The sequence below is a fragment of the Alloyangia mangrovi genome (assembly GCF_002300555.2).
In the GTDB taxonomy this organism is placed as follows: Bacteria; Pseudomonadota; Alphaproteobacteria; order Rhodobacterales; family Rhodobacteraceae; genus Salipiger; species Salipiger mangrovi.
In genome coordinates, this window is record NZ_NTHN02000055.1 from 1 (window position 1) to 25,357 (window position 25,357).

26 protein-coding genes and 2 pseudogenes are annotated in these 25,357 nt (G+C 67.2%); 16 read left to right on the plus strand and 12 right to left on the minus strand.

Going from position 1 to position 25,357, the window contains the following annotated elements; all coding sequences use genetic code 11:
- From CLG85_RS21970 to glmM, 5 genes are all read left to right on the plus strand, one after another.
- A partial coding sequence (locus CLG85_RS21970) for a putative PEP-binding protein (protein WP_260350012.1) occupies window positions 1-1,343 on the plus strand: 1,343 nt, incomplete at its 5' end.
- A 162-nt stretch (window positions 1,344-1,505) separates the two neighbouring features.
- Window positions 1,506-2,147: a cell wall hydrolase gene (locus tag CLG85_RS21975; RefSeq protein WP_095884211.1), complete on the plus strand. Its 642-nt coding sequence runs from the start codon at window positions 1,506-1,508 to the stop codon at window positions 2,145-2,147.
- A gap of 96 nt (window positions 2,148-2,243) precedes the next feature.
- Complete coding sequence (locus tag CLG85_RS21980) at window positions 2,244-3,173, plus strand: dihydroneopterin aldolase (RefSeq protein ID WP_260350013.1); 930 nt, start codon at window positions 2,244-2,246, stop codon at window positions 3,171-3,173.
- Between the two features lie 52 nt (window positions 3,174-3,225).
- The gene (gene folP, locus CLG85_RS21985; RefSeq protein WP_095882589.1) at window positions 3,226-4,230 is read left to right on the plus strand and encodes a dihydropteroate synthase; all 1,005 of its coding nucleotides are present in this window, start codon (window positions 3,226-3,228) and stop codon (window positions 4,228-4,230) included.
- Window positions 4,227-5,573: a phosphoglucosamine mutase gene (gene glmM, locus CLG85_RS21990; RefSeq protein ID WP_260350014.1), complete on the plus strand. Its 1,347-nt coding sequence runs from the start codon at window positions 4,227-4,229 to the stop codon at window positions 5,571-5,573. The genes folP and glmM overlap by 4 nt, the downstream gene beginning before the upstream one ends.
- A gap of 181 nt (window positions 5,574-5,754) precedes the next feature.
- Here the strand turns inward: glmM and CLG85_RS21995 are convergent, their stop codons facing one another.
- From CLG85_RS21995 to CLG85_RS22005, 3 genes are read right to left on the minus strand one after another with little or no spacing between them, the layout of a single operon-like run.
- Window positions 5,755-7,080 (minus strand): MATE family efflux transporter, encoded by a 1,326-nt coding sequence (locus CLG85_RS21995; RefSeq protein WP_095882300.1) that lies wholly within the window; start codon window positions 7,078-7,080, stop codon window positions 5,755-5,757.
- Between the two features lie 54 nt (window positions 7,081-7,134).
- Window positions 7,135-7,644 carry a PaaI family thioesterase gene (locus CLG85_RS22000; RefSeq protein ID WP_095882299.1) on the minus strand — a complete coding sequence of 170 codons (510 nt, stop codon included), beginning with the start codon at window positions 7,642-7,644 and terminating at the stop codon, window positions 7,135-7,137.
- Complete coding sequence (locus CLG85_RS22005) at window positions 7,641-8,105, minus strand: PaaI family thioesterase (protein ID WP_095882298.1); 465 nt, start codon at window positions 8,103-8,105, stop codon at window positions 7,641-7,643. The genes CLG85_RS22000 and CLG85_RS22005 overlap by 4 nt, the downstream gene beginning before the upstream one ends.
- 116 nt (window positions 8,106-8,221) lie before the next feature.
- On the opposite strand from CLG85_RS22005, the gene CLG85_RS22010 reads away from it, so the two are divergent.
- The 8 genes and pseudogenes from CLG85_RS22010 (at window position 8,222) to CLG85_RS22045 (ending at window position 14,815) form a co-directional block, all read left to right on the plus strand.
- The gene (locus CLG85_RS22010) at window positions 8,222-8,593 is read left to right on the plus strand and encodes a MerR family transcriptional regulator (protein WP_095882297.1); all 372 of its coding nucleotides are present in this window, start codon (window positions 8,222-8,224) and stop codon (window positions 8,591-8,593) included.
- A 260-nt stretch (window positions 8,594-8,853) separates the two neighbouring features.
- Window positions 8,854-9,249, plus strand: coding sequence for a MerR family transcriptional regulator (locus CLG85_RS22015; RefSeq protein WP_095882296.1), 396 nt, complete (start codon window positions 8,854-8,856; stop codon window positions 9,247-9,249).
- Window positions 9,250-9,298: 49 nt separating this feature from the next.
- A complete protein-coding gene (locus CLG85_RS22020) occupies window positions 9,299-9,598 on the plus strand; it encodes a hypothetical protein (RefSeq protein ID WP_095882295.1) in 300 nt (99 codons plus the stop codon).
- A gap of 36 nt (window positions 9,599-9,634) precedes the next feature.
- Window positions 9,635-9,847, plus strand: a complete 213-nt coding sequence (locus tag CLG85_RS22025; protein WP_095882294.1) for a hypothetical protein — start codon at window positions 9,635-9,637, stop codon at window positions 9,845-9,847.
- A gap of 412 nt (window positions 9,848-10,259) precedes the next feature.
- Window positions 10,260-10,899: pseudogene (locus CLG85_RS22030) on the plus strand (glutathione S-transferase family protein).
- A gap of 39 nt (window positions 10,900-10,938) precedes the next feature.
- Window positions 10,939-12,150, plus strand: a complete 1,212-nt coding sequence (locus CLG85_RS22035) for an acetyl-CoA C-acetyltransferase (RefSeq protein WP_095882292.1) — start codon at window positions 10,939-10,941, stop codon at window positions 12,148-12,150.
- Window positions 12,150-12,653 (plus strand): cupin domain-containing protein, encoded by a 504-nt coding sequence (locus CLG85_RS22040; RefSeq protein ID WP_095882291.1) that lies wholly within the window; start codon window positions 12,150-12,152, stop codon window positions 12,651-12,653. The genes CLG85_RS22035 and CLG85_RS22040 overlap by 1 nt, the downstream gene beginning before the upstream one ends.
- Window positions 12,650-14,815, plus strand: a complete 2,166-nt coding sequence (locus CLG85_RS22045) for a 3-hydroxyacyl-CoA dehydrogenase NAD-binding domain-containing protein (protein ID WP_260350016.1) — start codon at window positions 12,650-12,652, stop codon at window positions 14,813-14,815. Before CLG85_RS22040 ends, CLG85_RS22045 begins: the two co-directional genes overlap by 4 nt.
- Before the next feature lie 162 nt (window positions 14,816-14,977).
- Here CLG85_RS22045 and ccrA read toward each other — a convergent pair whose 3' ends face one another.
- Window positions 14,978-16,258, minus strand: coding sequence for a crotonyl-CoA carboxylase/reductase (gene ccrA / locus CLG85_RS22050; protein ID WP_095883693.1), 1,281 nt, complete (start codon window positions 16,256-16,258; stop codon window positions 14,978-14,980).
- 326 nt (window positions 16,259-16,584) lie between these two features.
- Here ccrA and CLG85_RS22055 point away from each other — a divergent pair, with 326 nt between their 5' ends.
- From CLG85_RS22055 to deoD, 3 genes are all read left to right on the plus strand, one after another.
- The gene (locus tag CLG85_RS22055; protein ID WP_095883691.1) at window positions 16,585-18,561 is read left to right on the plus strand and encodes an ethylmalonyl-CoA mutase; all 1,977 of its coding nucleotides are present in this window, start codon (window positions 16,585-16,587) and stop codon (window positions 18,559-18,561) included.
- Between the two features lie 160 nt (window positions 18,562-18,721).
- Window positions 18,722-19,033, plus strand: a complete 312-nt coding sequence (locus CLG85_RS22060; RefSeq protein WP_095883690.1) for an H-NS histone family protein — start codon at window positions 18,722-18,724, stop codon at window positions 19,031-19,033.
- Entirely contained in the window at window positions 19,033-19,737 is a 705-nt protein-coding gene (gene deoD, locus CLG85_RS22065; protein ID WP_095883689.1) for a purine-nucleoside phosphorylase, read from the plus strand. The genes CLG85_RS22060 and deoD overlap by 1 nt, the downstream gene beginning before the upstream one ends.
- 86 nt (window positions 19,738-19,823) lie before the next feature.
- Here deoD and CLG85_RS22070 read toward each other — a convergent pair.
- The 8 genes and pseudogenes from CLG85_RS22070 to sdhC all read right to left on the minus strand — a co-directional run bounded on the left by CLG85_RS22070 (window position 19,824) and on the right by sdhC (window position 25,181).
- Window positions 19,824-20,685, minus strand: a pseudogene (locus tag CLG85_RS22070) (urea carboxylase-associated family protein).
- A 168-nt stretch (window positions 20,686-20,853) separates the two neighbouring features.
- Window positions 20,854-21,051 carry a hypothetical protein gene (locus CLG85_RS22075; protein ID WP_260350018.1) on the minus strand — a complete coding sequence of 66 codons (198 nt, stop codon included), beginning with the start codon at window positions 21,049-21,051 and terminating at the stop codon, window positions 20,854-20,856.
- 83 nt (window positions 21,052-21,134) lie between these two features.
- Entirely contained in the window at window positions 21,135-21,296 is a 162-nt protein-coding gene (locus CLG85_RS22080) for a hypothetical protein (RefSeq protein ID WP_224844010.1), read from the minus strand.
- A gap of 188 nt (window positions 21,297-21,484) precedes the next feature.
- Window positions 21,485-22,264: a succinate dehydrogenase iron-sulfur subunit gene (locus tag CLG85_RS22085; RefSeq protein WP_224844011.1), complete on the minus strand. Its 780-nt coding sequence runs from the start codon at window positions 22,262-22,264 to the stop codon at window positions 21,485-21,487.
- Between the two features lie 9 nt (window positions 22,265-22,273).
- On the minus strand, window positions 22,274-22,582 hold the full coding sequence (locus CLG85_RS22090; RefSeq protein ID WP_095883042.1) for a hypothetical protein: 309 nt from the start codon (window positions 22,580-22,582) through the stop codon (window positions 22,274-22,276).
- Window positions 22,582-24,384 carry a succinate dehydrogenase flavoprotein subunit gene (gene sdhA / locus CLG85_RS22095; RefSeq protein WP_095883041.1) on the minus strand — a complete coding sequence of 601 codons (1,803 nt, stop codon included), beginning with the start codon at window positions 24,382-24,384 and terminating at the stop codon, window positions 22,582-22,584. The genes CLG85_RS22090 and sdhA overlap by 1 nt, the downstream gene beginning before the upstream one ends.
- Before the next feature lie 15 nt (window positions 24,385-24,399).
- Window positions 24,400-24,771, minus strand: coding sequence for a succinate dehydrogenase, hydrophobic membrane anchor protein (sdhD, locus tag CLG85_RS22100; RefSeq protein WP_095883040.1), 372 nt, complete (start codon window positions 24,769-24,771; stop codon window positions 24,400-24,402).
- Between the two features lie 14 nt (window positions 24,772-24,785).
- Window positions 24,786-25,181, minus strand: coding sequence for a succinate dehydrogenase, cytochrome b556 subunit (gene sdhC / locus CLG85_RS22105; RefSeq protein WP_095883039.1), 396 nt, complete (start codon window positions 25,179-25,181; stop codon window positions 24,786-24,788).
- Window positions 25,182-25,357: the final 176 nt, after the last annotated feature.

The window sequence follows — 25,357 nt, forward strand, 5'->3', positions numbered from 1 at the left end:
AGACCTCGCCCGAGGACGTGCGCGGCATGCATGTCGCCGCCGCGGTGCTGACCGAGCGCGGCGGGATGACCAGCCACGCGGCGGTGATCGGCCGCGGGCTCGGGCTGCCGTCGGTGGTGGGCGCCGCCAACATGGGCTTCCGGCTGAACGACAAGGTATTGATTTCGCAGGATGGTCGGCGCTTCCACGAGGGCGACACGATCACTGTCGATGGCACCTCGGGGCAGATCCTCGCGGGGGCTCCGGCGATGGTCGAGGCGGCGCTGGACGACGCCTTCCGCACCTTCATGTCCTGGGCAGACGACGCCCGCGACATCGGCATCCGCGCCAATGCCGACACCCCCGCCGATGCCGCCACCGCGCGCAACTTCGCGGCGCAGGGGATCGGCCTGTGCCGGACCGAGCACATGTTCTTCGAGGCCGACCGCATCACCCCGATGCGCGAGATGATCTTCGCCGACAGCCCCGAGGACCGGAAGGCCGCCCTTGCCCGGCTGCTGCCGATGCAACGTGCCGACTTCACGGAACTTTTCCGGATCATGGAGGGGATGCCGGTCTGCATCCGCCTGTTCGACCCGCCGCTTCACGAGTTCCTGCCGACCGACCGCGCCGGGCTGCGCGACCTTGCCGAGGCGCTCGACCTGCCGGTCAGCGACGTGACCCGCCGGGTCGAGGCGATGGGCGAGTACAACCCGATGCTGGGGATGCGCGGCGTGCGGCTCGGCATCGCGGTGCCCGAGATCTACGACATGCAGGCCCGCGCCATCTTCGAGGCGACGCTGGACGCGTCAAAGGACGGCGCCCCGGTCGAGCCCGAGATCATGCTGCCGCTGGTCTCGGCGATGAAGGAGGTCGAGCTGGTCAAGACCCGCATCGACGCGGTGGCCGCCGCGGTGCGCAACGAGCGTGGCCGGGATTTCCATTATTCGCTCGGCGTCATGGTCGAGACCCCGCGCGCCTGCCTGCGCGCCGACGAGATCGCCCAGCACGCGCATTTCATCTCCTTCGGCACCAACGACCTTACCCAGATGACCTACGGGCTGTCGCGCGACGACGCCGGACGTTTCATGTCGCATTACGTGCAGCAGGGGGTCTTTGCCGAGGACCCGTTCCACCGGCTCGACCCCGACGGGGTCGGCGAGCTGATCAAGATCGGGGTCGAGCGCGGGCGTCGCGGCAACCGCGGAATCATGCTCTCGATCTGCGGCGAACACGGCGGCGACCCTGATTCGATTGCCTTCTGCAGAGAGGCGGGAATCGACTATGTGAGCTGCTCACCGTTCCGCGTTCCGGTTGCAAGACTTGCCGCTGCGCAACTCGCGCTAAAAGAGAAAATCGGGTGAAAAAGGCCGAAATTCGCCGAAAATGAGCCGTTTTCCACAAGGGATAGGGCCGCTCTCCCTTTGCGCGTTCTTACCTGGGTGGACGAATTGGCGACATTTTTGTAAATCGCCTCAGATTTCGGCATCCCTCGGGGTGCCCCCCCCGAGCTGTGAGAGCCCTTAATGTTTCGTGCCACCGCGATCGTCATCGCCGCATCCTTTGCGGCGCTTCCCGTCCGCGCTGACATCCAGCATGACAGCATCCGTCACCTCGTCAAACTCGAACAGAGCGCCCTTCGTTCCGCAAATTCTTCGCATCTGCGCAGCATGATCACCCCGGTCTCGGCCAGCAGCTCGAAGGTCCCGCACTACGACCGCGCCTGGCTTGCCGCCCAGCCCAAGGCCACCGGCGGCGCGCAGTTCCAATGCCTCGCCGAGGCGCTCTACTTCGAGGCCCGTGGCGAAAGCCTGCAGGGGCAGTTCGCGGTCGCCGAGGTGATCATGAACCGCGTCGACAGCCCGCGCTTCCCGGACTCGGTCTGCGGCGTGATCAACCAGGGCACCGGGCGCCTGCACGCCTGCCAGTTCTCCTACACCTGCGACGGCCGCCCCGAGCACGTCAGCGAGAAGGCCGCCTGGGACCGCGTCGCCAAGGTCGCCAAGGCGGTGATCACGGGCGCGCCGCGGGCGCTGACCCAGGGCGCCACCTATTACCACACCCGCGGCGTGCGGCCGAGCTGGGCCCGCAAGTTCACCAAGACCGCCACCATCGGCGCGCATTTCTTCTACCGCGGCGCGAACTACCGCATCAGCACCAGCAACTGAGCGCCGCTTTTCTCCCCCGGCACGCCGTTGTCGGGGTCGCCCCTGCGGCAGGCGCCTGCTAGAGAGGCGGCACTTCTCGCATCCGGAGCCGCTGCCATGGCCGATGAAATCCGCCTCGCCTTCGCCCATCCCGACGAACGCGCCATCGCCACCGCCGGCGAGACCCCGCGCGACCGCATCTCGCTGCGCGACCACGTTGTCGAGGTCGAGATCGGCGCCTTTCAGGCCGAGCGCGGCCACCGCCAGCGCGTGCGCTTCAACGTCGTCGTCGAGGTGGCCCCCGGCAAGGGCGCGCTGGAGGATGACGTCGACCTCATCCTCTCCTACGACAAGGTCACCGAGGCCATCGCCGCCGAGCTGGCCGCCGAGCGGCTGAACCTGCTCGAGACGCTGGCCGAGCGCATCGCCGAGCGCATCCTTCTGGAGCCGCAGGCGCTGCGGGTCTTCGTGCGGATCGAGAAGCTCGACCGCGGCCCCGGGGCGCTGGGGGTCGAGATCGTCCGCGCCCGCGACGGCGAGCCGGTGGGTGCGGCGCAGGACGACGCCCGCACCCGCCCGCACCCGCGGGTGATCTACCTGTCGAATGCCGCCATCGCCGATGCCGCGCTTTCCGGCTGGCTCGACCAGGCCGAGGCAATGGGCGCGCCGGTGATCCTCTGCGTCGGCCTGCCCGAGGGCACCCGCCCCCAGGCCAGCCACCCACTGGCGCAGCGGCGCATCGACCTGCTGGCGATCGAGCAGAACGCCTGGATGCTGGCGGCCCGCGATCCCCGCGCCAAGGTGGTCGCCACCCGCACCGAGCTCGACTGGGCGATGAAGAACGGCCAGAGCTGCATCTGGGCGCCCTCGAAGATCGTGCTCGACACGCCCGCGGGGCACCACGCCCACCCCGAGGACCCCGCCGAGCTGGCGGCCTGGTTCGCCGGGCTGATGGAGGCCTGCGAGCTGGTGATGATCGGCGAAGAGCCGCCCGCCGGGCTGACGGTTCCGGCACGGGCTGTAACAGTCGGAAATACCACGCTCTGATCACGCCGCAGCGCGGCTTGCCAAGCTGGCGCGCATGGGGCACAGACGGTCAATGACTGCCCGATACCGCCCCCTTGTCCAGTCCGGACACGCCCGCCCCGATGGGGCCCTGCCCCTTGCCGGGGGACCGCGCTGGTTCAGCCATTGCGCCCGCCACGCCCGCGGCGAGGCGGTGACAGTGGTTCCCGTCTCCGAAGTTCCGCAGGACGTGCTGGCCCGGCTGACCGCGCCGCGCGAACCCGTAGCGGGACTGCCCATGGACGGCACGCGGATCATGGGCATCCTCAACGTCACCCCCGACAGCTTTTCCGACGGCGGCACCGACAGCTCTGCTGAGGATTCCATCGCCCGCGCCCGGCAGATGCTGGCGGATGGCGCCGAGATCCTCGACATCGGCGGTGAGAGCACGCGCCCTGGCGCGCCCGAGGTGCCGGTGGAGGAGGAGATCGCCCGCGTGGTGCCGGTGACCGAGGCGCTGAAGGGCGTGCCGATCTCGGTCGACACCCGCAAGGCCGCCGTCGCCCGCGCCGCCGCCGAGGCCGGCGCCACGCTGATCAACGATGTCTCGGGCCTCGTCTTCGACCCCGAGATGACCGAGTTCTGCGCCTCGTCCCGCCTACCCGTCTGCGTCATGCACATGCGTGGCACCCCCGAGACGATGCTGAGCCAGACCGACTACGAGGACGTGCTGCTCGACGTCTACGACTTCCTCGAGACGCAGGTCCACGCGCTCGAGCACGCCGGGCTGCCGCGCGAGAAGATCGTGGTCGACCCCGGCATCGGCTTTGCCAAGACGCTGGAGCAGAACCTCGCATTGCTGCACGGGCTGTCGCTGTTCCACGGGCTTGGCTGCGCGATCCTGCTCGGCGTGTCGCGCAAGGGCTTCATCGGCAAGCTCTCGGGCGAGACCGAGGCCGCCAAACGTTTCCCCGGCTCCATTGCCGTCGCCCTTGCGGGCGTGGCGCAGGGAGCCCAGATCATCCGCGTTCACGACGTTGCCGAGACGCGCCAGGCGCTGACGCTCTGGCAGGCCGTCGAAGAAGGAGGCCATGAATGACCCGCAAGCTGTTCGGCACCGACGGGGTGCGCGGCACCGCCAACATGCATCCGATGACCGCCCAGATGGCGCTGGCCATCGGCGCCGCCGCCGGGCGTTACTTCCGCCGCGAGGCGGGCGGCACGCACCGGGTGGTGATCGGCAAGGACACAAGGCTCTCGGGCTACATGTTCGAGACCGCGCTGACCGCGGGCCTCACGTCGACCGGCATGAACGTGCTGCTGCTCGGCCCGGTGCCGACCCCGGCGGTGGGGCTGCTGACGCCCTCGATGCGCGCCGATGTCGGGATCATGATCTCGGCCTCGCACAACCCGGCGCATGACAATGGCATCAAGTTCTTCGGCCCCGACGGCTTCAAGCTCTCGGACGAGGCCGAGGCCGAGATCGAGGCACTGGTCGAGAAGGGCGTCGAGCCTGCCCAGGCCGGCAACATCGGCCGCGCCAAGCGCATCGACGACGGCCGCTTCCGCTACCAGGAGCGGGTGAAATCGAGCTTCCCGCACGGCATGCGCCTTGACGGGATGAAGGTGGTGATCGACTGCGCCAATGGCGCTGCCTACCGCGCCGCGCCCGAGGTGCTCTGGGAGCTCGGCGCCGAGGTGATCCCGGTGGGCACCCATCCCAACGGGCTCAACATCAACGACCAATGCGGGTCGACCAAGCCGCAGACCGCCGCCGAGACCGTGGTGGCGCATGGCGCCGATGTCGGCATCTGCCTCGACGGTGACGCCGACCGGGTGATCCTCATCGACGAGAAGGGCACCGTGGCGGACGGCGATCAGATCATGGCGCTGATGGCCGGCCGCTGGGCCGAGGAAGACCGGCTTGCCGGTGGCACGCTGGTCGCCACGGTGATGTCGAACCTCGGGCTCGAGCGCTACCTCGGCGATCGCGGGCTCACCCTCGCCCGCACCAAGGTCGGCGACCGCTACGTGGTCGAGATGATGCGGGCGCGCGGCTTCAACCTCGGCGGTGAGCAGTCGGGCCACATCGTGATGACCGATTTCGCCACCACCGGCGACGGCCTCATGGCGGGGCTGCAGTTCCTTGCCGAGATGGTCCGCACCGGGCAGCCCGCCAGCCGCCTGGCGCGCAATTTCGAGCCGGTGCCGCAGCTCCTCAAGAACGTGCGCTTCGACGCCGGGCAGACGCCGCTCGACGCTGCCAGCGTGCGGGGCGCCATCGCCGAGGCCGAGGCGCAGCTCTCGGGCCGCGGCCGGCTGCTGATCCGCAAGTCGGGCACCGAGCCGCTGATCCGGGTCATGGCCGAATGCGAGGACGAGGCGTTGCTGGCGCAGGTGGTCGACGGCATCGTCGCCGAGGTGCAGGCCGCCGCCGGCTGAGCCCCTACCCATCGGCGCGCGCCCTTGCCCGGGCAGGATATGCGTATTTGAAAAGAGAAGAAGCCGTAGGTGCGCGCTGCCTCCGGCTTTTCTTCTAGGCGGAAATATCCCGGGGGAGAGGCGCATTGCGCCTCGGGGGCGGAGCCCCCCCTCTCGGCAGCCACGCGGTGGAGCCCGCTCTTCAGCCGCCCTTGGCCACCCAGCGTTCCAGCGCCGGGTAGCGCAGCGCCAGGGTCAGCCCGCGTGCGAGGAAGGACACCTGGAAGGCCAGCCAGAGCCCGTGGTTGCCCATCGCCGGCAGCGCCAGCAGCAGCACCGCCGCGTAGATCACCGCCGAGACCGCCATCATGTTGCGCATGTCCGCCGAGCGCGTGGCACCGATGAAGATGCCGTCGAGCATGAAGGGCAGCACCTGCAGCAGCGGCGAGACGACCATCCACGGCAGGAAGGCGATGGCGGCGGCGCGCACCGCCTCATCGGCGGCGATGCCGCGGATCAGCATCGGTCCGAAAAGCCAGAAGAGCACCGCCAGCAGAAGCGCGACAAGGCCGCACCAGAGGCCCGAGAGCCGGGCGCTGCGGCGCAGGTGCGGCACGTTGCGCGCCCCCACCGCCTGGCCGACCAGCGCCTCGGCGGCGAAGGCGAAACCGTCCATCGTATGCGCGGTGATCATCATGAACTGCATCAGCACCTGGTTCGCCGCGAGGGTCACGTCGCCGAAGCGTCCGCCGACCAGCATGAACGAGACGATGATCGCCTGCAGCAGCAGCGAGCGGATCAGGATGTCGCCGTTGAGCACGGCCATGCGGCGCAGCCGCGCCGGGTCGAAGACCCGCGCCCGATTGCGCCAGCCGGCCTCGGCAAAACCGTCGCGGCAGAGCCAGAGGCCAAGGCCCAGACCCGACCATTCGGCGACGAAGGTGGCCAGGGCCACGCCCTCGACCCCCATGCCGACCCAGAGCACCAGCGCCAGGTCGAGCACCACGTTGACCGCGTTCATGCCAAGCTGCAGCACCAGCACTGCCCGGGTGCGTTCCTGCGCGATCAGCCAGCCGGTGAGCCCGTAGATCGCCACCGCCGCCGGTGCCGACCAGATGCGGATCTGCATGTAGCTCTGCGCCATGTGCTCGACCTCTTCCGAGGCCGGGGAGGCGGCAAAGGCGATGCGGAAGATCAGCGCCTGCAGCACGATCAGCAGCACGCCGCCGGCAAGGCCGATCAGCAGCGCCCGCGCCAGCAGCGCCGAGACCTCGCAGCGGTCGTTCTCACCAAGCGCCTGGGCGGTGAGTCCGGTGGTGCCCATGCGCAGGAAGCCGAAGATCCAGTAGATCGCCGAGAGCACCACCGCGCCGACACCGACCGCGGCGATCGGCTCGGGGCTGGGAATCTGGCCGACCACGGCGGTGTCCACCGCGCCGAGGATCGGCACCGTGGCATTGGAGAGCAGGATCGGCAGCGCGATCTTCAGCACGCGGCCGTGGGTCAGGGGAAGGATCTGGGAAGGCATGATATCTTCAGAGGGGCGTGGAGAGCACGGATGGTACGGTACGGTGGGGCGTGCTCACCTCTCGTCCCAGGGCATCAGGAAATGCCCGACGGCCTGCACGATCGGCTTGTCGCGGTTGTCCTGCCACGCCTCGGCGTGGACCGAGGCGTAGCGCCGGCCCGAGCGGGTGACCCGCGCCCGGGCATAGGCGTCGCGCGGCAGCCCGGGGCGCAGGTAGTCGATGGTGAAATCGATGGTCTTGGGCAGGCGCGGCAACCGCCCCTGCTCCAGTGCCTCGAGATCCAGCCGGCCGGATTCGACCTCGTCCCAGAGGCTCATCCAGCTCAGGGTGATGATCGAGGTCACCTCGAGAAAGGCCGCGGTCACCCCGCCGTGCAGCGCCGGCAGGTCGGGGTTGCCGATCAGCTTCTCGTCGAAGTTCAGCACTCCGGTCAGCTCGTCGCCACGGCGGTCGAAGGTGATGCCGAGGAAATTCACGTAGGGCACGCCGCCGGCCAGCGCGCGCAGCGCGGTGTCGCGGCGCTGCTTGACCACCTGGACGGGCTCGGGCTTGCGATGGCTCATGCGGTGCCCTCCGGCGCATCGCCGCGCAGCTGCGGCACGGTGAAGGTGCCGGTGGCCATGGCGACGGGACGCTCCGTATCCTCGTCCAGCGCCACGGCGCGCACGAAGGCGACCGAGCGGGTCACGTGGTGGCACTCGGCCCGGGCGGTGATCCCCTGCCCCGGCGTTGCGGCACGCAGGTAGTCGATGCGCAGGCTGATGGTGGCGGTGTGCCCCTCGACCTGCGGGTGCGCCATGACCGAGGCGCCGCCGCAGGTGTCCATCAGCGTCGAGACTGCCCCGCCATGGATCACCCCGGTCTCGGGATCGCCGACAAGCTGCGCCGCGAAGGGCATGTGGATCTCGGCCCAGCCGTCACCGAAACCGGTGATCTTCAGACCCAGCGCGCGCGCCTGCGGCAGCCGCAGGATCAGCTCGGTCGCAACCGCCGGGTCGATGCCCGTCTCCGCATCCGTGGACATGGCGATATCCTTTTCCGTCTCACGCCTTTATGCGGCGACGGATCGCGCACCGCAAGCAGGGCGGCCATTGCCCTCGCCGCACTGCCGCATTACCTTTCGCCACGTCAGGAGGCCGCATGAGCGAGACACGTCTCAGCTTCAAGGAAATGTGCGCACGGTTCGAGGTCACCCCACGCACCTTGCGCTATTACGAGTACATCGAGCTGCTCACCCCCGAACGCGAGGGGCGATCGCGCTGGTATGGCCCGCGCGAGGTGGCGCGGATGACGTTGATCCTGCGCGGGCGGAAGTTCGGATTCCAGCTCGAAGAGATCCGGCAATGGCTGCAGATGTACGAACGCGACGGCACCGAGGCGCAGATGCGCACCTGGGTGGAGATGGCGGACCGGCAACTGGTGCAGCTCGGCGACGAGCGCGCGCAGCTCGATTCGGCGATCGAGGAGCTCAAAGCGCTTCGGGATGTGACGCTCAAAGAACTGGGTGAATGAGGCGAATCAACGGCCCTGATTGGGTTGAAACGCTTTGGTTTCGTACCCGGTGGCATACATTCCGGCCCCGGAATAGCTGCGCCCCGCGCAACCGGAGAAAGAAAGTTCCTCCCACCATCGCGTGACGCTTAACGAAGTTACGTAATTCAAAAAAATGACGTTGCGTAGCGGTCTCAAAAGGATAGGGGGCAGTTGTAGGATTGTCATGAAAGGCGCAGTTCACCCGTCATCTTGACGCGAAGTGAGGTAGAAGACCTGACATGAGTGACGACCAGTTTATGACGATCCGCGAAATGTGCGACCTGTTTGAGGTGACGCCGCGGACTCTCCGTTTCTACGAGCAGAAGGAACTGCTCTTTCCCATCCGCGAAGGCCAGAAGCGCCTCTTCACCCGGCGCGACCGGGCGCGGCTGAAACTGATCCTGCGCGGCAAGCGCTTCGGCTTCAGCCTCGAAGAGATCCGCCAGCTCCTGGAGCTCTATGACAAGGGCGACCAGCAGCGCACCCAGATCGCGCGCAGCCACGAGATCGGCCAGGAACGTCTTGCCGACATGATCCGTCAGCGCGATGATCTGACCATGGCGATCGAGGAACTGAAAGAACAGCTTGCGTGGGGCGAACAGATGCTCGGCGAGCTGGAGCGCAAGGCCGGCTGATCCGACAGCGGACCATCGCGAGGCCTTGGCGGACGGGAGAGGAGGCCCCATGCCAGGCGCACTGCAAAATACACTTCCCGAGTTTACCGCCCCGGTCGCGGATCTGCTGTTCGTCGCTTGCGACGTGACGTGGATCGGCCGGGGCGTTTTTGATTTTCGGGACCGGGCTCTCTGCGCCGCGCGCTGCAGGGCCAGCAGCGGCGTTTCTCTGCCGCCTGCGCGCCGCGCCACGCTGCCGGCGGATCTCCACGACATATCCCGCCAGCTGCCCGCCACCGCCCCGCACCCCGCCCCGATCGCGGCGTGTGCCGCCGCACGCTTGCCGCTGGACGCCGGGGCCGCGGAATGAAACCCTGAGGAGAACGACACCGCAAAGGAGCCGCCCATGCCCAAGCGCTTTCGCCTCACCCGGCGCTTCTCGGTCGCGATGACCGAGGACGGCTACCGCGGGCTGCGCAGCTTCTCGGCAGCGGCGGGCCTCGACACGGGCGAGGCGCTGTCCTTCCTCTTCGAGAATTTCGACAGCGTGACCGATGCCGAGGTGCTCTCGCACCGGCTGCGGCTGTTCAGCGCCGAGCTCGAGGCGCGCAAGCGGTGATCCGAGCCCCTGCCCTCCTCGGCCGTACGGGCGGCGGGCAAAGGACCGGGGGTGTCGCACCCCCGGCCCCCCTCGGGATATTTCCGCCTAGAAGAGCCCGGGGATCCGCACATCGGGTCCACGCCGCGTCGAGCCAGGTCACCTGGTGCACGGCCACGCGGGACTGCACTCGGTCCGCCCCGCCACCGCACCGGCCTGCAAGGGCGCCCGGTTTGGCGGCGGGGATTCTCCTAGGACGGTCATCGGCTTCCCAGCCTGTACCGCGCCGACAGTCTTTTCGCCGCAAGGTTAAGAACGGGTTACATCTCGCGCCGAAGCTGGTTTCTTCTAGGTTCAAATATCCCGCGGGGGTGCGGGGGCGCGAAGCCCCCGCCGCTGCCCGCGACACATCGCACAGGGAAAGACCGCGCGCATGACCATCAAGCTCTACTGTTTCGGCGAATCCGGAAATGCCTACAAGGCGGCGCTGCCGCTGCAGCTCTCGGGGCTCGACTGGGCCCCGGTGAAGGTGGACTTCTTCAATGGCGCCACCCGAACGCCCGAGTATCGCGCCGAGGTCAACGAGATGGGCGAGGTGCCGGTGCTGGTCGATGGCGACATCACCCTCACCCAGTCCGGGGTGATCCAGCACTACATCACCGAAAAAACCGGCAAGTTCGGCGGCGCCACGCCCGAGGAGGCGCGCGAAGTGTTGCGCTGGCAGTTCTGGGACAACCACAAGCTCAGCAGCCAGGCGGGGATGACCCGCTTCCTGATGAACTTCCTGCCCGAGGAGAAGCGCCCGGCCGAGGTGATCGCCTTCACGCAAGGACGGCTCAAGGCCGCCTACCAGGTGCTGGAGGCGCATCTCGGGGGGGCGTGACTGGATCGTCGGTGACGGGCCGACCCACGCGGATTTCAGCTCCTGCGGCTATCTGTTCTACCCCGAACCCTTCGGTTTTGTCCGCGCCGACTGGCCGAACATCGACCGCTGGCTAAGTGGTATCGAGGCGCTGCCGGGCTGGAAACACCCCTATGAGCTGATGCCCGGCTCGCCCGCCGACCGGGCCTAGAGGCGCCGCATATCCCGGCCGACCATGGAAGGAGGAGCCATGACCGAGGCCTTCATCTACGACGCGATCCGCACCCCGCGCGGGCGGGGTCGGCCCGACGGCGCGCTGCACGAGGTGACCGCGCTGCGGCTCTCGGCGCTGGTGCTGGACGGGCTGCGGAGCCGCAACGGGCTCGACGGGCCGGTCCTCGAAGACGTGATCTGGGGCAATGCCACGCAGGTCGGCGAACAGGGCGGCTGCCTTGCACGCTCCGCCGTGCTTGCCTCGGGGCTCGCCGAGACCATCCCGGGCCTGTCGATCAACCGCTTCTGCGCCTCGGGGCTCGAGGCGGTCATGCTGGGCGCCGCGCAGCTGCAGGGCGGGCTGGGCCAGGCCTATGTCGCCGGCGGGGTCGAGATGATGAGCCGCGTGCCCATGGGCTCGGACGGGGCGGCGATCGCCGTCGACCCCTCGCTCGCCTTGCCTCGGCATTTCGTGCCGCAGGGGATTGCCGCCGATCTCATCGCCACGAAGCACGGCATCTCGCGCTGCGCCGCCGATGCCTACGCGGTGGAAAGCCAGGCGCGGGCTGCCCGCGCCTGGGAGGAAGACCGCTTCGCGCCTTCGATCCTGCCGGTCACCGATATCAACGGGCTGACCATTCTCGAGCGCGACGAAGCGCTGCGGCCCGGCACCGACCGCGAGGCGCTCGCGGCGCTGACACCGTCCTTCAGGGAGATGGGCGAGCAGATGCCCGGCTTCGATGCAGTGGCCCTGATGCGCTACCCCGAGCTCGAGCGGATCGAGCATATCCACCACGCTGGCAACAGCTCGGCGATCGTCGACGGGGCGGCGGGTGTGCTGGTCGGCTCGAAGGGCTTCGGCGAAGCCCTGGGGCTCAGGCCCCGCGCCCGCATCCGCGCCATGGCCCGCATCGGCAGCGAGCCGACGATCATGCTCACCGGGCCGGTTCCGGTCACTGAGAGGGTGCTCGAGCAGGCGGGCATGGAAATCGGTGACATCGACCTCTTCGAAGTCAACGAGGCCTTCTCCTCGGTCGTCTTGCGCTTCCTGCAGGCCTTCGATCCCGACCCGGGCAAGGTCAACGTGAACGGCGGCGCCATTGCCATGGGCCACCCGCTCGGCGCGACCGGCGCGATGCTGCTCGGCACGCTGCTGGACGAGCTCGAGCGCTCGGACAAATCCACTGGCCTCGTCACGCTCTGCGTCGCCTCGGGCATGGGCGTGGCCATGATCCTCGAGAGGGTATGATGCCGAAACTTGACCCCCAACCCGTCACCACCCACCGCTCCAGCCGCCACCGCGTGCTCGGCGACGGCCCCGGCCCCTACGGCTGCCAGCTGCTGTCGGACCCCGGCGGGCTGACCCAGTTCGGCGCCTTCATCGAGGAGCTGCCGCCCGGCTCCGCCTCGGGCTGGCGGCACTGGCACGAACGCGAGGACGAGATGGTCTACGTGCTGAGCGGCGCGCTGGTGCTGGTCGAGGACGAAGAGGTGCCGATGGGCCCCGGCGATTGCGCCTGCTGGCCCGCCGGCCAGGGCATCGGCCATAGGCTGGAGAACCGCTCGGCGGCCCCTGCCCGCTACCTGGTGATCGGCACCCGCAGCGGCGCCGACATCATCCACTACAGCGATCATGACCTGGTGACCGAGACCCATGGCGCGGCCCGCGTCTACCGCCGCCGCGATGGCTCGGAGCTGGGGCGGCACGACGGCGAACTTGGCGGGGAGCAGGACGGGGAGGAGGAGACATGAGCGATTTCTCGGCCAGCACCGAGGGCGGCGTCTGCATCCTCGCCTGGGACACGCCCGGAAAATCGATGAACGTCATGAGCCTCGAGGCGCTGTCCCAGCTCGACGCGCTGGTCGGCGCAGCGCTGGAAGACGACGGCGTGAAGGGCATCGTCATCACATCCGCCAAGCCCGGCAGTTTTGCCGGCGGCATGGATCTGAACACGCTGGCAACGCTGCGCGAGGCTGCCGGGGACGATCCGGCGCAGGGCATCTTCGAGGGGATCATGGGGCTGCACGCGGTGCTGCGCCGGATCGAGCGCGCCGGGATGGATGCGCAGGACAAGGGCGGCAAGCCCATCGCCTGCGCCCTGCCCGGCACCGCCCTCGGCATCGGCTACGAGCTGGCGCTGGCCTGTCACCGCATCTTCGCCGTGCCCGAGCCGAAGGCGAAGATCGGCCTGCCCGAGATCAAGGTCGGCCTCTTTCCCGGGGCAGGCGGCACGACGCGGCTGGTGCGCAGGCTCGGGGCCATAAGCGCCGCGCCCTACCTGCTCGAGGGCACCCTGCTGTCCCCCGAGAAGGCCCAGAAGGCCGGGCTGATCGACGAGGTCGCCGAGAATCCGCTCGCCGCCGCCCGCGACTGGGTGCTGCGCGCGCAGCCTGAAGATCTCGTGAAGCCCTGCGACCGCAAGGGCTTCAAGCTGCCCGGCGGCGGGCCCTATCACCCGGCCGGGTTCATGACCTTCGTCGGTGCCTCAGCCATGGTGGGCGGCCAGACCAAGGGGGTCTACCCGGCGGCCAAGGCGCTGCTCTCGGCGGTCTACGAGGGCGTGCAGGTGCCCTTCGACACGGCGCTCAGGATCGAGGCGCGCTGGTTCACCCATGTGATGCTCGACCCCAGCTCGAGCGCGATGATCCGCACGCTCTTCGTCGGCAAGGAAGCGCTGGACAAGGGCGCGGGTCGACCCGAGGGCGTGCCGCCGCAGAGCGTGAAGAAGCTCGGCGTGCTCGGCGCGGGGATGATGGGCGCGGGCATCGCGCTGGTCTCGGCGCAGGCGGGGATCGAGGTGGTGCTGCTCGACCGCACGCAGGCGGCGGCGGACACGGGCCGCGCCCATGCCGAGGCCTATCTCGACGAGGGCATGAGGCGCGGCAAGACCAGCGCCGCGCAGAAGCAGGCGGTGCTGGAGCGGCTCACAGCGACCACCGAGTTCGACGCGCTCGCGGGCTGCGACATGATCATCGAGGCGGTCTTCGAGGACCCGGAGGTGAAGGCCGAGGTCACCCGAAAGGCGCTGCGCCATGTGCCCGAGAGCTGCATCTTCGCCACCAATACCTCGAGCCTGCCGGTCTCGAAACTGGCCGAGGCCTCGCTGATGCCGGAGAATTTCGTCGGGCTGCACTTCTTCTCGCCGGTCGAGAAGATGCTGCTGGTCGAGGTGATCAAGGGCGTCCGCAGCGGCCCGCGCGCGGTGGCCAAGGCGCTGGATTTTGCACGAACCATCCGCAAGACGCCGATCGTGGTCAATGACGCGCGCTTCTTCTACGCCAACCGCTGCATCATCCCCTATCTCAACGAGGGGCTGCGGCTCTTGCGCGAGGGCGTGGCCCCGGCGCTGATCGAGAATGCCGCCAAGCTGGTGGGGATGCCTATGGGCCCGCTGCAGCTGATCGACGAGACCTCCATCGAGCTGGGCCTGAAGATCGCCCGGGCCAGCCGCGCTGCCATGGGCGACGCCTACCGGGATGCCGAGGTGGACGAGGTCCTCGAGCGCATGGCCGACATCGGGCGGCTCGGGCGCAAGGCAGGCGCGGGCTTCTACGCCTACGAGGGTGGCAGGCGGCTCGGGCTCTGGGACGGGCTGGCGACGGAATGGCCGCCGGCCGAGCAGCAGCCGGAGCTGCTGGAGGTGCAGCACCGGCTGCTCTTCGTGCAGGCGCTCGAGGCGGTGCGGGCGCTGGAGCGCCACGTGCTGCCGGGCGTGCGCGAGGGCGACGTTGGGGCGGTGCTGGGCTGGGGCTTCGCACCCTGGTCGGGCGGCCCGTTTTCGTGGCTCGACATGCTGGGCGCGCCCTACGCCGCGGCGCGAGCGGCCGAGCTGGCCGAGCGGTATGGCCGCCGCTTCACCTGCCCCGAGACGCTGACCGAGATGGCCCGGACCGGCCGGAGCTTCTACGGCTGACCAGGCGGCGCGCCCGGCGGATCTGTCCCGCCGTGCGTATTTTGAAAGAGAAGAAGCGCGGGACGCCCTGCCCTTCTTCTAGGTCCAAATATCCCGGGGGTGAGGCGCGCAGCGCCGAGGGGGCAGCGCCCCCTCTCCTTACCCGGTGCCTTCCCGGCGGGATCAGCCCGTCAGCGCCTCCTCGAACGTCCGCAGCCCGGTGCGCGGCGCCTGCACCAGCACCGCCATGTTGCCAGGCTTGTGCTGGTTGCGCAGCATCTTGAGATGCGCCGCGGGGATCTCGTCCCAGCTGAAGACCTCGGACATGCAGGGGTCGAGCCGCCGTTCGATCATCAGCTTGTTGGCCGCGGAGGCCTGTTTGAGATGGGCGAAATGCGAGCCCTGCAGGCGCTTCTGGTGCATCCACATGTAGCGCACGTCGAAGGTGCAGTTGAACCCGGAGGTGCCGGCACAGATCACCACCATACCTCCCTTCTTGCACACCAGCGCCGAGACCGGGAAGGTCGCCTCGCCCGGGTGCTCGAAGACCATGTCGACGCTGACACCCTTGCCGGTGATTTCCCAGATCGCCTTGCCGAACTTGCGGGCTTCCTTGAGCCACTCGTTGTACTCGGGCGTGTTCACCTTGGGTAGCTGGCCCCAGCACTTGAACTCGTTGCGGTTGATGACCCCCTTGGCACCCATCGACATGACGAAGTCGCGCTTGCTCTCGTCGGAAATCACCCCGATCGCGTTCGCGCCCGCGGTGTTGATCAGCTGGATCGCATAGGAGCCGAGCCCGCCCGAGGCGCCCCAGACCAGCACGTTCTGGCCGGGCTTGAGCTCATGCGGGTGGTGGCCGAAGAGCATCCGGTAGGCGGTGGCCAGCGTCAGCGTGTAGCAGGCGCTTTCCTCCCAGGTCAGGTGCCTGGGCCGCGGCATGAGCTGCTGCGCCTGCACGCGGGTGAACTGGGCGAAGCTGCCGTCCGGCGTCTCGTAGCCCCAGATGCGCTGGCTGGGCGAGAACATCGGATCGCCGCCGTTGCACTCCTCGTCGTCGCCGTCGTCCTGGTTGCAGTGGATGACCACCTCGTCGCCAACCTTCCAGCGGGTGACTTTCTCGCCCACCTTCCAGACGATGCCCGAGGCGTCGGAGCCGGCAATGTGATAAGGGGCACCATGGCCGTCGAAGGGGCTGATCGGCACGCCGAGGCCGGCCCAGACGCCGTTATAGTTGACCCCGGCCGCCATCACCAGAACCAGCACTTCGGAGCTGTCGATCTCCCAGGTGTCGACCACCTCCTTCTGGAAGGACTGATCGGGCTCGCCATGGCGCTCGCGGCGGATCGCCCAGGCGTACATCTGCTTCGGCACATGACCGAGGGGCGGCATTTCGCCGATCTCGTAGAGGTCCTTCACCGGTGCATTATAGGGCGCGATCTCGGTCTTGCTGTCCAACGCCATCATGGCCTCCTTCCTCACTCCTGCGTGGCCCGCGCCGCAGTGCAGAATCGCGGGGCTCCTCCCCATCGGGATACAATTCGATGCGCAACATTGCAACTAAAATGGATAGTGCTGAGAAATTTTATAACTTTGCGGATGCAGAAACTTCGAGCAGCTTTTGGACGAAACGCATGTATACTTGGCTTTCGGAGATCCCGCCCCTGCTGCGGTGCAGCCCGGGCGCTCCGCCGCGATGCGGCGAATTGACGAGACATTTTATTTCCAATATTCACACCCAATCGCAAGATGATTGCTCGCAAGATTCGCGTTGCCCGAGGGAGGATGAGATGAAAGACAGCACCAGCCCGCGCCAGCCCGACCGCCCCTGGCTGATCCGCACCTATGCCGGTCATTCGACCGCCAGCGCGTCGAACGCGCTTTACCGGGCCAATCTCGCCAAGGGGCAGACGGGGCTGTCGGTGGCCTTCGATCTGCCCACCCAGACCGGCTATGACAGCGACCACGTGCTCGCACGCGGCGAGGTCGGCAAGGTCGGCGTGCCGGTCTGCCATCTCGGCGACATGCGCGCTCTCTTCGAGCAGATCCCGCTCGAGCAAATGAACACCTCGATGACAATCAACGCCACCGCCCCCTGGCTGCTGGCGCTCTATATCGCGGTGGCCGAGGAACAGGGCGCAGAGATCACCCAGCTTCAGGGCACGGTGCAGAACGACCTGATCAAGGAATATCTCAGCCGCGGCACCTATATCTGCCCGCCGAAACCCTCGCTGAAGATGATCGGGGACGTGGCCGAGTACTGCTACACCCATGTGCCCAAGTGGAACCCGATGAACGTCTGCTCCTATCACCTGCAGGAGGCGGGCGCGACGCCGGAGCAGGAACTGGCCTTTGCCCTCGCCACAGCCTGCGCGGTGCTGGACGAGTTGAAACCGCGGGTCGCGACCGAGGATTTCCCGGCGCTCTGCGGGCGCATCAGCTTTTTCGTCAATGCGGGCATCCGTTTTGTCACCGAACTGTGCAAGATGCGCGCCTTCGTCGATCTTTGGGACGAAATCCTGCAGGAGCGCTACGGAGTCGCCGATCCGAAATACCGGCGCTTCCGCTATGGCGTGCAGGTCAACAGCCTCGGGCTGACCGAACAGCAGCCGGAAAACAACGTCTACCGCATTCTTATCGAAATGCTGGCGGTCACCCTGTCGAAGAAAGCCCGGGCCCGCGCCGTGCAATTGCCCGCCTGGAACGAGGCGCTCGGCCTGCCCCGCCCCTGGGACCAGCAATGGTCCATGCGAATGCAGCAGATCCTGGCCTATGAGACCGACCTTCTCGAATTCGACGATCTCTTCGACGGAAATCCCGCGGTCGACCGAAAGGTCGAGGAGCTGAAGGAAGGCGCGCGGGCGGAACTGGCAAATATTGCCTCCATGGGTGGAGCCATCGGCGCCATAGACTATATGAAGGCGCGGCTCGTCGACGCCAATGCCGATCGGCTCGGACGTATCGAGCGCAATGAGACCACCGTGGTGGGTGTCAATCGCTGGACACAAGCCGAGCCTTCTCCGCTGGTCGGCGAGGACGGTGGAATCATGCTGGTGGATCCCGCGGTCGAAAACGAACAAATCGCCCGGCTCGTCGACTGGCGCGCCGCGCGCGATGCCCGTACCGTGACCGCGGCCCTCGCCCAATTACGCCGCGCCGCCTCGGCAGGGGAAAACATCATGCCCGCCTCGATCGCCTGCGCAAAGGCCGGGGTCACGACCGGCGAATGGGCCGGGGAAATGCGCGGCGTGCACGGCGAGTATCGCGGCCCTACCGGCGTCGCCAAGGCTGTCTCCAACCGTACGGAGGGGCTCGAGGACCTGCGCGCTGCCGTGGATGCGGTCAGCGACCGGCTGGGCGCCCGCCTGCGCTTTCTCGTCGGGAAACCCGGTCTTGACGGCCATTCCAACGGCGCCGAACAGATCGCCTTCCGGGCGCGCGATTGTGGGATGGAGATCGACTATGACGGAATTCGGCTCACCCCGGAACAGATTGTTTCGCAAGCCCGCAATGGCGCGCATGTCATAGGGCTTTCCATTCTTTCGGGTAGTCACATTCCCTTGATTGCCGATATTCTGCAGAGGCTGCGCGCCGAAGGGCTCTCGCATATCCCGGTTGTGGTCGGCGGCATCATCCCCGACGAAGACGCTAAGCAACTCATGGCCTGCGGCGTGGCACGGGTCTATACGCCCAAAGACTTTGAGCTTAACAAGATAATGCGAGACATCATCACCCTCGCGGACCCGGAGTGCGTTGCCGCGCAATAGGGTGATATCCCGTACAGCAAGAGCAAAAAGAACAGGCCGCTCACGATGATTGTGAGTGGTCAACAGCCTGTTTATACAAAATCTAGAATTGACACAAAGCCTGCTCTTGCGGAATAGCTCCGATTGGCCAATTTTATTGGCATAGAAAACGGAGACGATCGTGAATATTGACCTTGATACCCTGTCCAAAGACGAGTTGAAGCAGCTAAAGGCCGACGTGGATAAAGCTCTGGCAACGATAGACGCGCGCCGCAAGGCGGAAGCAAAGCGCGCAGCAGAGCAAGTCGCCAAGGAATTCGGATACTCGTTGGACGAAATCATCGCCGCTGGCGGCACCAAAGGCTCCAAAGGCGCCCCGAAATACGCTAACCCGTCCGATCCGGCACAGACCTGGACCGGTCGTGGCCGCAAACCGAACTGGGTGATCGAAGCGCTTGACGAGGGCAAATCGCTCGAAGACCTCGCGCTCTGATGACCGTCCATATCGGAGCAAAGCCCGGCGATATCGCCGAAACGGTTCTGATGCCCGGTGATCCGCTTCGCGCGAAATGGGTGGCGGAAACGTTTCTGGAAAACGCGGAATGCGTCAACCAGGTGCGTGGCATGTACGGCTTCACCGGCTCCTGGAAGGGGAACCGGGTCTCCGTACATGGCTCCGGCATGGGGATGCCCAGCCTGTCCATCTACGCCAACGAACTGATCCGGGACTACGGGGCGAAGACCCTGATCCGGATCGGCTCCTGCGGCGCGATGCAGCACAGCGTCTCGGTGCGGGATGTCATCCTTGCGATGACCGCCAGCAGCCTGTCGACGCCGTCCCGCGGCATCTTCCGAGAGGTGAACTTCGCGCCCTGCGCCGATTTCGCCCTGCTGCGCGCCGCCGCGGATGCCGCCGCGCGCGTCGGGACTAAAACCCATGTGGGCGGGATCTATTCCGCCGACGTGTTCTACGATGAACGCCCCGATCTGACCGAGATCATGACCCGCCACGGCATCCTCGGCGTCGAGATGGAAGCGGCCGAGCTCTACAACCTCGCCGCGCGCCACGGCGTGCGCGCGCTCGCGGTGCTCACTGTCTCAGACCACCTCCTCACCCATGAGGCCCTGCCGGCAGAAGACCGCCAGAGCTCCTTTGCCGAGATGGTCGAGATCGCGCTCGAGGCGGCTTTCGCCTGAGGGTCGGGCGGGACGCAGCTCCCGCCCGCCTTTTCTTCCCAGCCTTTGCGGCCAGCCTTTCCCGCCAGTCCGGCCCGCGTGCCCGCTCACATGCCGTGGCTGCGGTCGTATCCGTTGCGCGCGGGCGGCTGCCAGCCCTGCAGCGCCGCCTCGGGCACCCTCAGGATGTCCACCTCCAGCGGCGCGCAGCGCGCCGTGTCCGAGCTGTGCTCGCTGGCGCAGTCGCCCCCCCGGGCAGGCACTCAGCGCGCCCAGCAGGTCGATCTCGGCAAAGAAGGTCAGCGCATCGCCGGGGCGCACCGGGCTCGCCTTCATGAAATACTGGCCGGTGTCTCGGGTGAAGCCGGTGCACATGAAGACGTTCAGCACGTCATGCACCTCGCGCGCCGCCGCCTCGGCCGTGAGCCCCGCCTCCGCCGCCAGCGCTCGCGTCAGGTTGGAATGGCAGCAATGGTGATACTGCGCGCCGCCGCTCAGCAGGTGGTGCGTGTGCGGATCGCAGCGCGTGCCGATGACGTCATGCACCGAGCCGCCATATTCATCGATGCCGTACCAGCCGAGGCTGTCCTCGACGATGGTCGCCATGGGGCGCAGGAAGGGAAAGCTCGACCACATGCGCTCCCCCTCCGTCAGATGCGTGCCGTGCAGCGCCCGCGTCTTGCCGGAATAGAAGCGCTCCGAGAGGTCCTGGGCGTTCCACAGATTGAGATCGCCGACCTGTGGCGCCTCGACGCTGCGGATGCGGAAGAAGCCGCCCGCGGGCACGCGGAAGGCGCAGGCCTCGCGCGGCGCGGCGACCACGGTCTCGACCAGCTCCGCCTGCGCCAGCGCGGCACGGTAGAGCGCCATGTCCGGCGCGGGCAGCGTCTCGTTCGGGTAGCAGATCACCGGGGCCACGGCGCGGCGGGCCTCGGCGTCCTTCGGCGGGACGATGGGGGTCTCGGTCATCTTGCGGTTCCTGTTTGCAGCCAGAAGACCCGCCGCCCGAGCAAGGCGCAACCCCGCCGCTTCTTCTAGGTGCAAATATCCCGGGGGAGTCCCCGAAAGGGGACGGGGGCAGAGCCCCCTCCGGCGCCCACGCGCCGCGCGGGGCTCCTGCCCCAGCGCGCATCGGCGTCAGCTCTTCGGACGCAGGCAGATGACGGGGGTTTCGCCGCGCGGCCCCGTGGTGGTGGCGCCGCAGTGCACGCAGGTCCAGCTGCTCTCTCCGGCGCCGCGGCACTCGCGCCAGCGGCAGCTGCGGGTATCGCCGTGCCGGTAGTTGAAAACCAGCAGCAGGATCATCGCAACGACAAAGACCCCCGCGAAAATCACCGGGGGCCTCGATTGGTCAGTCTTGATTGGCAGGCAGCGCGCATGGCCTAAACCTTAGCGGGCCGCGCGACCGGCAACCACCCTCAGGCGGCGCGGTAATAGTCCAGCGTGCCCAGATCGGCGGTCACATCCTTGTGCGCGACATGCACGAGCACGGGCTCGGGCTGGTAGTAGGCGAAGGCCTGCTCGAGCGCGTCGAGGGCTTCACGGGCGGTGGTCTCGGTCTTTGCAGCGGTGCTGGTCATAGCGTCTATCCTTGATCTCTCGATCTCCTCCCGTCCGCTTCCCTACATAGGGCTTCGCGCATTGCGGCACACCCGCCGATGCTGCAACGACGCTCTGCGCTGAGCGCAACGGTACACAGGGAGACCGGACATGAAAAAACGCCGCGCCCTTTCGGGCACGGCGTTTCGGGATCGCGCAGCGCTCTGGATCAGACGTGCCGGTTGAGCATCATCTTCTTGATCTCGGAGATCGCCTTGGCCGGGTTCAGACCCTTCGGGCAGGTCTTGGCGCAGTTCATGATCGTGTGGCAGCGATAGAGCTTGAACGGGTCCTCGAGGTTGTCGAGGCGCTCGCCGGTGGCTTCGTCGCGGCTGTCGATGATCCAGCGGTAGGCATGCAGCAGCGCCGCCGGGCCGAGGTAGCGGTCGGAGTTCCACCAGTAGCTCGGGCAGGCGGTCGAGCACGAGGCGCACATGACGCACTCGTAAAGACCGTCGAGCTTCTTGCGGTCCTCGATGGACTGCCGCCACTCTTTCTGGGGACGGTTGGTCTTGGTCTCGAGCCAGGGCATGATCGAGGCGTGCTGCGCGTAGAAATGCGTCAGGTCGGGGATCAGGTCCTTGACCACCGGCATGTGCGGCAGCGGGTAGATCTTCACGTCGCCCTTCACCTCGTCGAGACCGTAGATGCAGGCCAGCGTGTTGATCCCGTCGATGTTCATCGCGCAGGAGCCGCAGATGCCTTCGCGGCAGGAGCGGCGGAAGGTCAGCGTCGGATCGATCTCGTTCTTGATCTTGATCAGCGCGTCCAGGACCATCGGACCGCATTTGTCCATGTCGAGGAAGTAGGTGTCGACCCGCGGGTTCTCACCGTCATCGGGGTTCCAGCGGTAGATCTTGAACGCCCGCACGTTGGTCGCGCCCTCGGGCTTCGGCCAGGTCTTGCCGGTGCGGATCTTGGAGTTCTTGGGAAGTGTGAATTGAACCATGTCGCTCTCCTATCGGATGAGGGCCGGCAGCCCTTCGGCTGCCAGGCAGGTCAGTGTCTCGGGCTTCGAGACGATGTCGGAAACCACCTCGACGGTGCTCGCGGTCGGCCCGGTGACGCTGTCGGCGGCCAGCGCGTAGATTTGCGTGGACGACGCATTGTCGATCACGCAATCCAGCGCCGGCTCCACCGGCAGGCCGGGGTACTTGTCGGCCACGACGCGGGCGACCGTGGATTTCGCGGCCTGCCGCGCAATCTGGTCCTGCGTCTGGACCGAACAGGCCGCCAGCACGAGTACGAGGCCAAGGGCAACGCGCATCAGAACGTCCGTGCCTTCGGCGCGATCTTCTTCAGCGAGATGCCACCTTCGGCTTCGGTGGTCAGCGGGTCGACAACCACCGGACGGTAGCTGAGCTCGACCTTGTTGCCCTCGACGCGGCTGATCGTGTGCACACGCCAGTTCTCGTCGTCCCGGTTGGCAAAGTCCTCGTGCGCGTGGGCGCCGCGGCTCTCGTGGCGCGCCTCGGCGCCGACGATGGTCGCGATGGCGTTCGGCATGAGGTTGGTCAGCTCGAGGCTTTCCATCAGGTCCGAGTTCCAGATCAGCGAGCGGTCCGTGACCTTGATGTCACCCATCTTGCCGGCGATCTCGGTCATCTTTTCCTTGCCTTCCTTCAGCGTCTCGGAGGCACGGAACACCGCGGCATCAGCCTGCATGGTACGCTGCATCTCGAGGCGCAGCTCGGCGGTCGGGATCGCCCCCGAGGCGTTGCGCACGCCGTCGAAACGGTCGAAGGCCTTGTCGATCTGCGATTTCGGCGCGGTCGGCACGGCACCCGCACGGTCGACCACCTCGCCGGCGCGGATCGCGGCGGCGCGACCGAAGACCACGAGGTCGATCAGCGAGTTGGACCCAAGGCGGTTCGCCCCGTGCACCGAGGCGCAGCCCGCCTCGCCCACGGCCATCAGGCCCGGAACGACGGCATTCTGGTTCTCGGCGGTCGGGTTCAGCACCTCGCCCCAGTAGTTCGTGGGAATGCCGCCCATGTTGTAGTGCACAGTCGGCAGAACCGGGATCGGCTCCTTGGTCACGTCCACGCCGGCGAAGATCTTCGCGCTTTCGGAGATGCCCGGCAGACGCTCGGCGAGCGCTTCCTTGGGCAGGTGCGAGAGGTTCAGGTGGATGTGATCACCGTGCTCGCCCACGCCGCGGCCTTCGCGGATTTCCATGGTCATGCAGCGCGAGACGTAGTCGCGGGGCGCGAGGTCCTTGTACTGGGGCGCGTAGCGCTCCATGAACCGCTCGCCGTCCTTGTTGGTCAGGTAGCCGCCTTCACCGCGGGCACCCTCGGTGATCAGGCAGCCCGAGCCGTAGATGCCCGTCGGGTGGAACTGCACGAACTCCATGTCCTGCAGCGGCAGGCCCGCACGGGCCACCATGCCGCCGCCGTCACCGGTGCAGGTGTGCGCCGAGGTGGCCGAGAAGTAGGCCCGGCCGTAGCCGCCGGTGGCCAGCACGACCATCTTGGCGTTGAACACGTGGAAGGTGCCGTCATCGAGCTTCCAGCACAGCACGCCCTTGCAGACGCCGTCTTCCATCAGCAGGTCGATGGCGAAGTATTCGATGTAGAACTCGGCGTTGTTCTTCAGCGACTGGCCATAGAGCGTGTGCAGGATCGCATGGCCGGTCCGGTCGGCCGCGGCGCAGGTGCGCTGCACGGCGGGGCCTTCACCGAACTCGGTGGTGTGGCCGCCGAAGGGACGCTGGTAGATCTTGCCTTCCTCGGTGCGCGAGAACGGCACGCCGTAGTGCTCGAGCTCGTAGACCGCGGCGGGCGCGGACCGGGCGAGGTATTCCATGGCGTCGGTGTCGCCGAGCCAGTCGGAGCCCTTCACCGTGTCGTACATGTGCCACTGCCAGTTGTCCGGGCCCATGTTGGCCAGCGAGGCGGCAATGCCGCCCTGCGCCGCGACGGTGTGCGAGCGGGTGGGGAAAACCTTGGTCACGCAGGCGGTACGCAGGCCCTGCTCTGCCATGCCGAGGGTGGCGCGCAGGCCGGCGCCGCCGGCCCCCACGACCACGACGTCATAGTCATGCGTCTCGTATTCGTATGCAGCCATCTTTCAGTCTTTCTCTCAGAGGGCGATCTTGGCGAGCGCGAAGAGGCCGGCGGCGGTCAGCGACCAGCACAGGCCGGCAACCAGCATGATCAGCAGCTTGCGCGTGGTGCCCGAGGTGTAATCCTCGAGCATGACGCGAGCACCTTTCTGGAAGTGCTGCAGGCCGACGACCAGCACGAGGCCGGTCAGGATCGCCACGAAGGGCTTCTGGAAGGTCGCCAGCGCGGCCTCGTAGCCGGAGCCGAGCGCGTTGCCGAAGATGAAGAGGAAGGTCGGAACCATGAAGGCGAGCGCGACGGCGCTGACGATCATGTGCCAGTGGTGTTCCGCGCCGGAATGGGCCGAGCCCTTGCCAACGGCGCGCTTGCGGTCGGTCAGATAACGCATGTCTGTCGCCTTCCTCAGATCCAGTAGATGATCACGGTCAGGATGGTCAGAACCACCGAGCCGTAGACGCAGATCCAGCCGAGCTTCTCGGCGGTCGGAATGTCGAGCCCCTTGCCCGCGTCGAAGATCAGGTGCCGCAGACCCGCGAGGTAGTGGTACCAGATGCCCCAGAGCGAGAGGAACATCACGAGGTTGCCCACCCAGCTGGTGATCCACCATTCGGCGGTGGCGAAAGCCTCGGGCCCTGCGGCCAGGGCCAGCAGCCACCAGACGATGAGGAAGACCGCGACGATCATCGCGTTGCCGGTGATGCGGGTGAGGATGGAGCTCATGGAGGTGAGCTGCGGTCTGTAATACGGCCCGATCATGAAGGGGGAGAGCGGGCGCTGGATCCGGTTCTCTTCAGCCATGGCTTGTCCTTTTCGGTTCCCTTGTGGCCGGGTTCTAGCGCCTCTTGCCCCGCCCTGTCACGCGGCTGCGCGACGCCTGAGCGTGTTTTTTCCACTCAATTCCAAAAAATGATCGGATTATGTGATCACACTTGAAAAAGCGTGATCACATTTCCGGCGCTAACGGCATCTTCCGC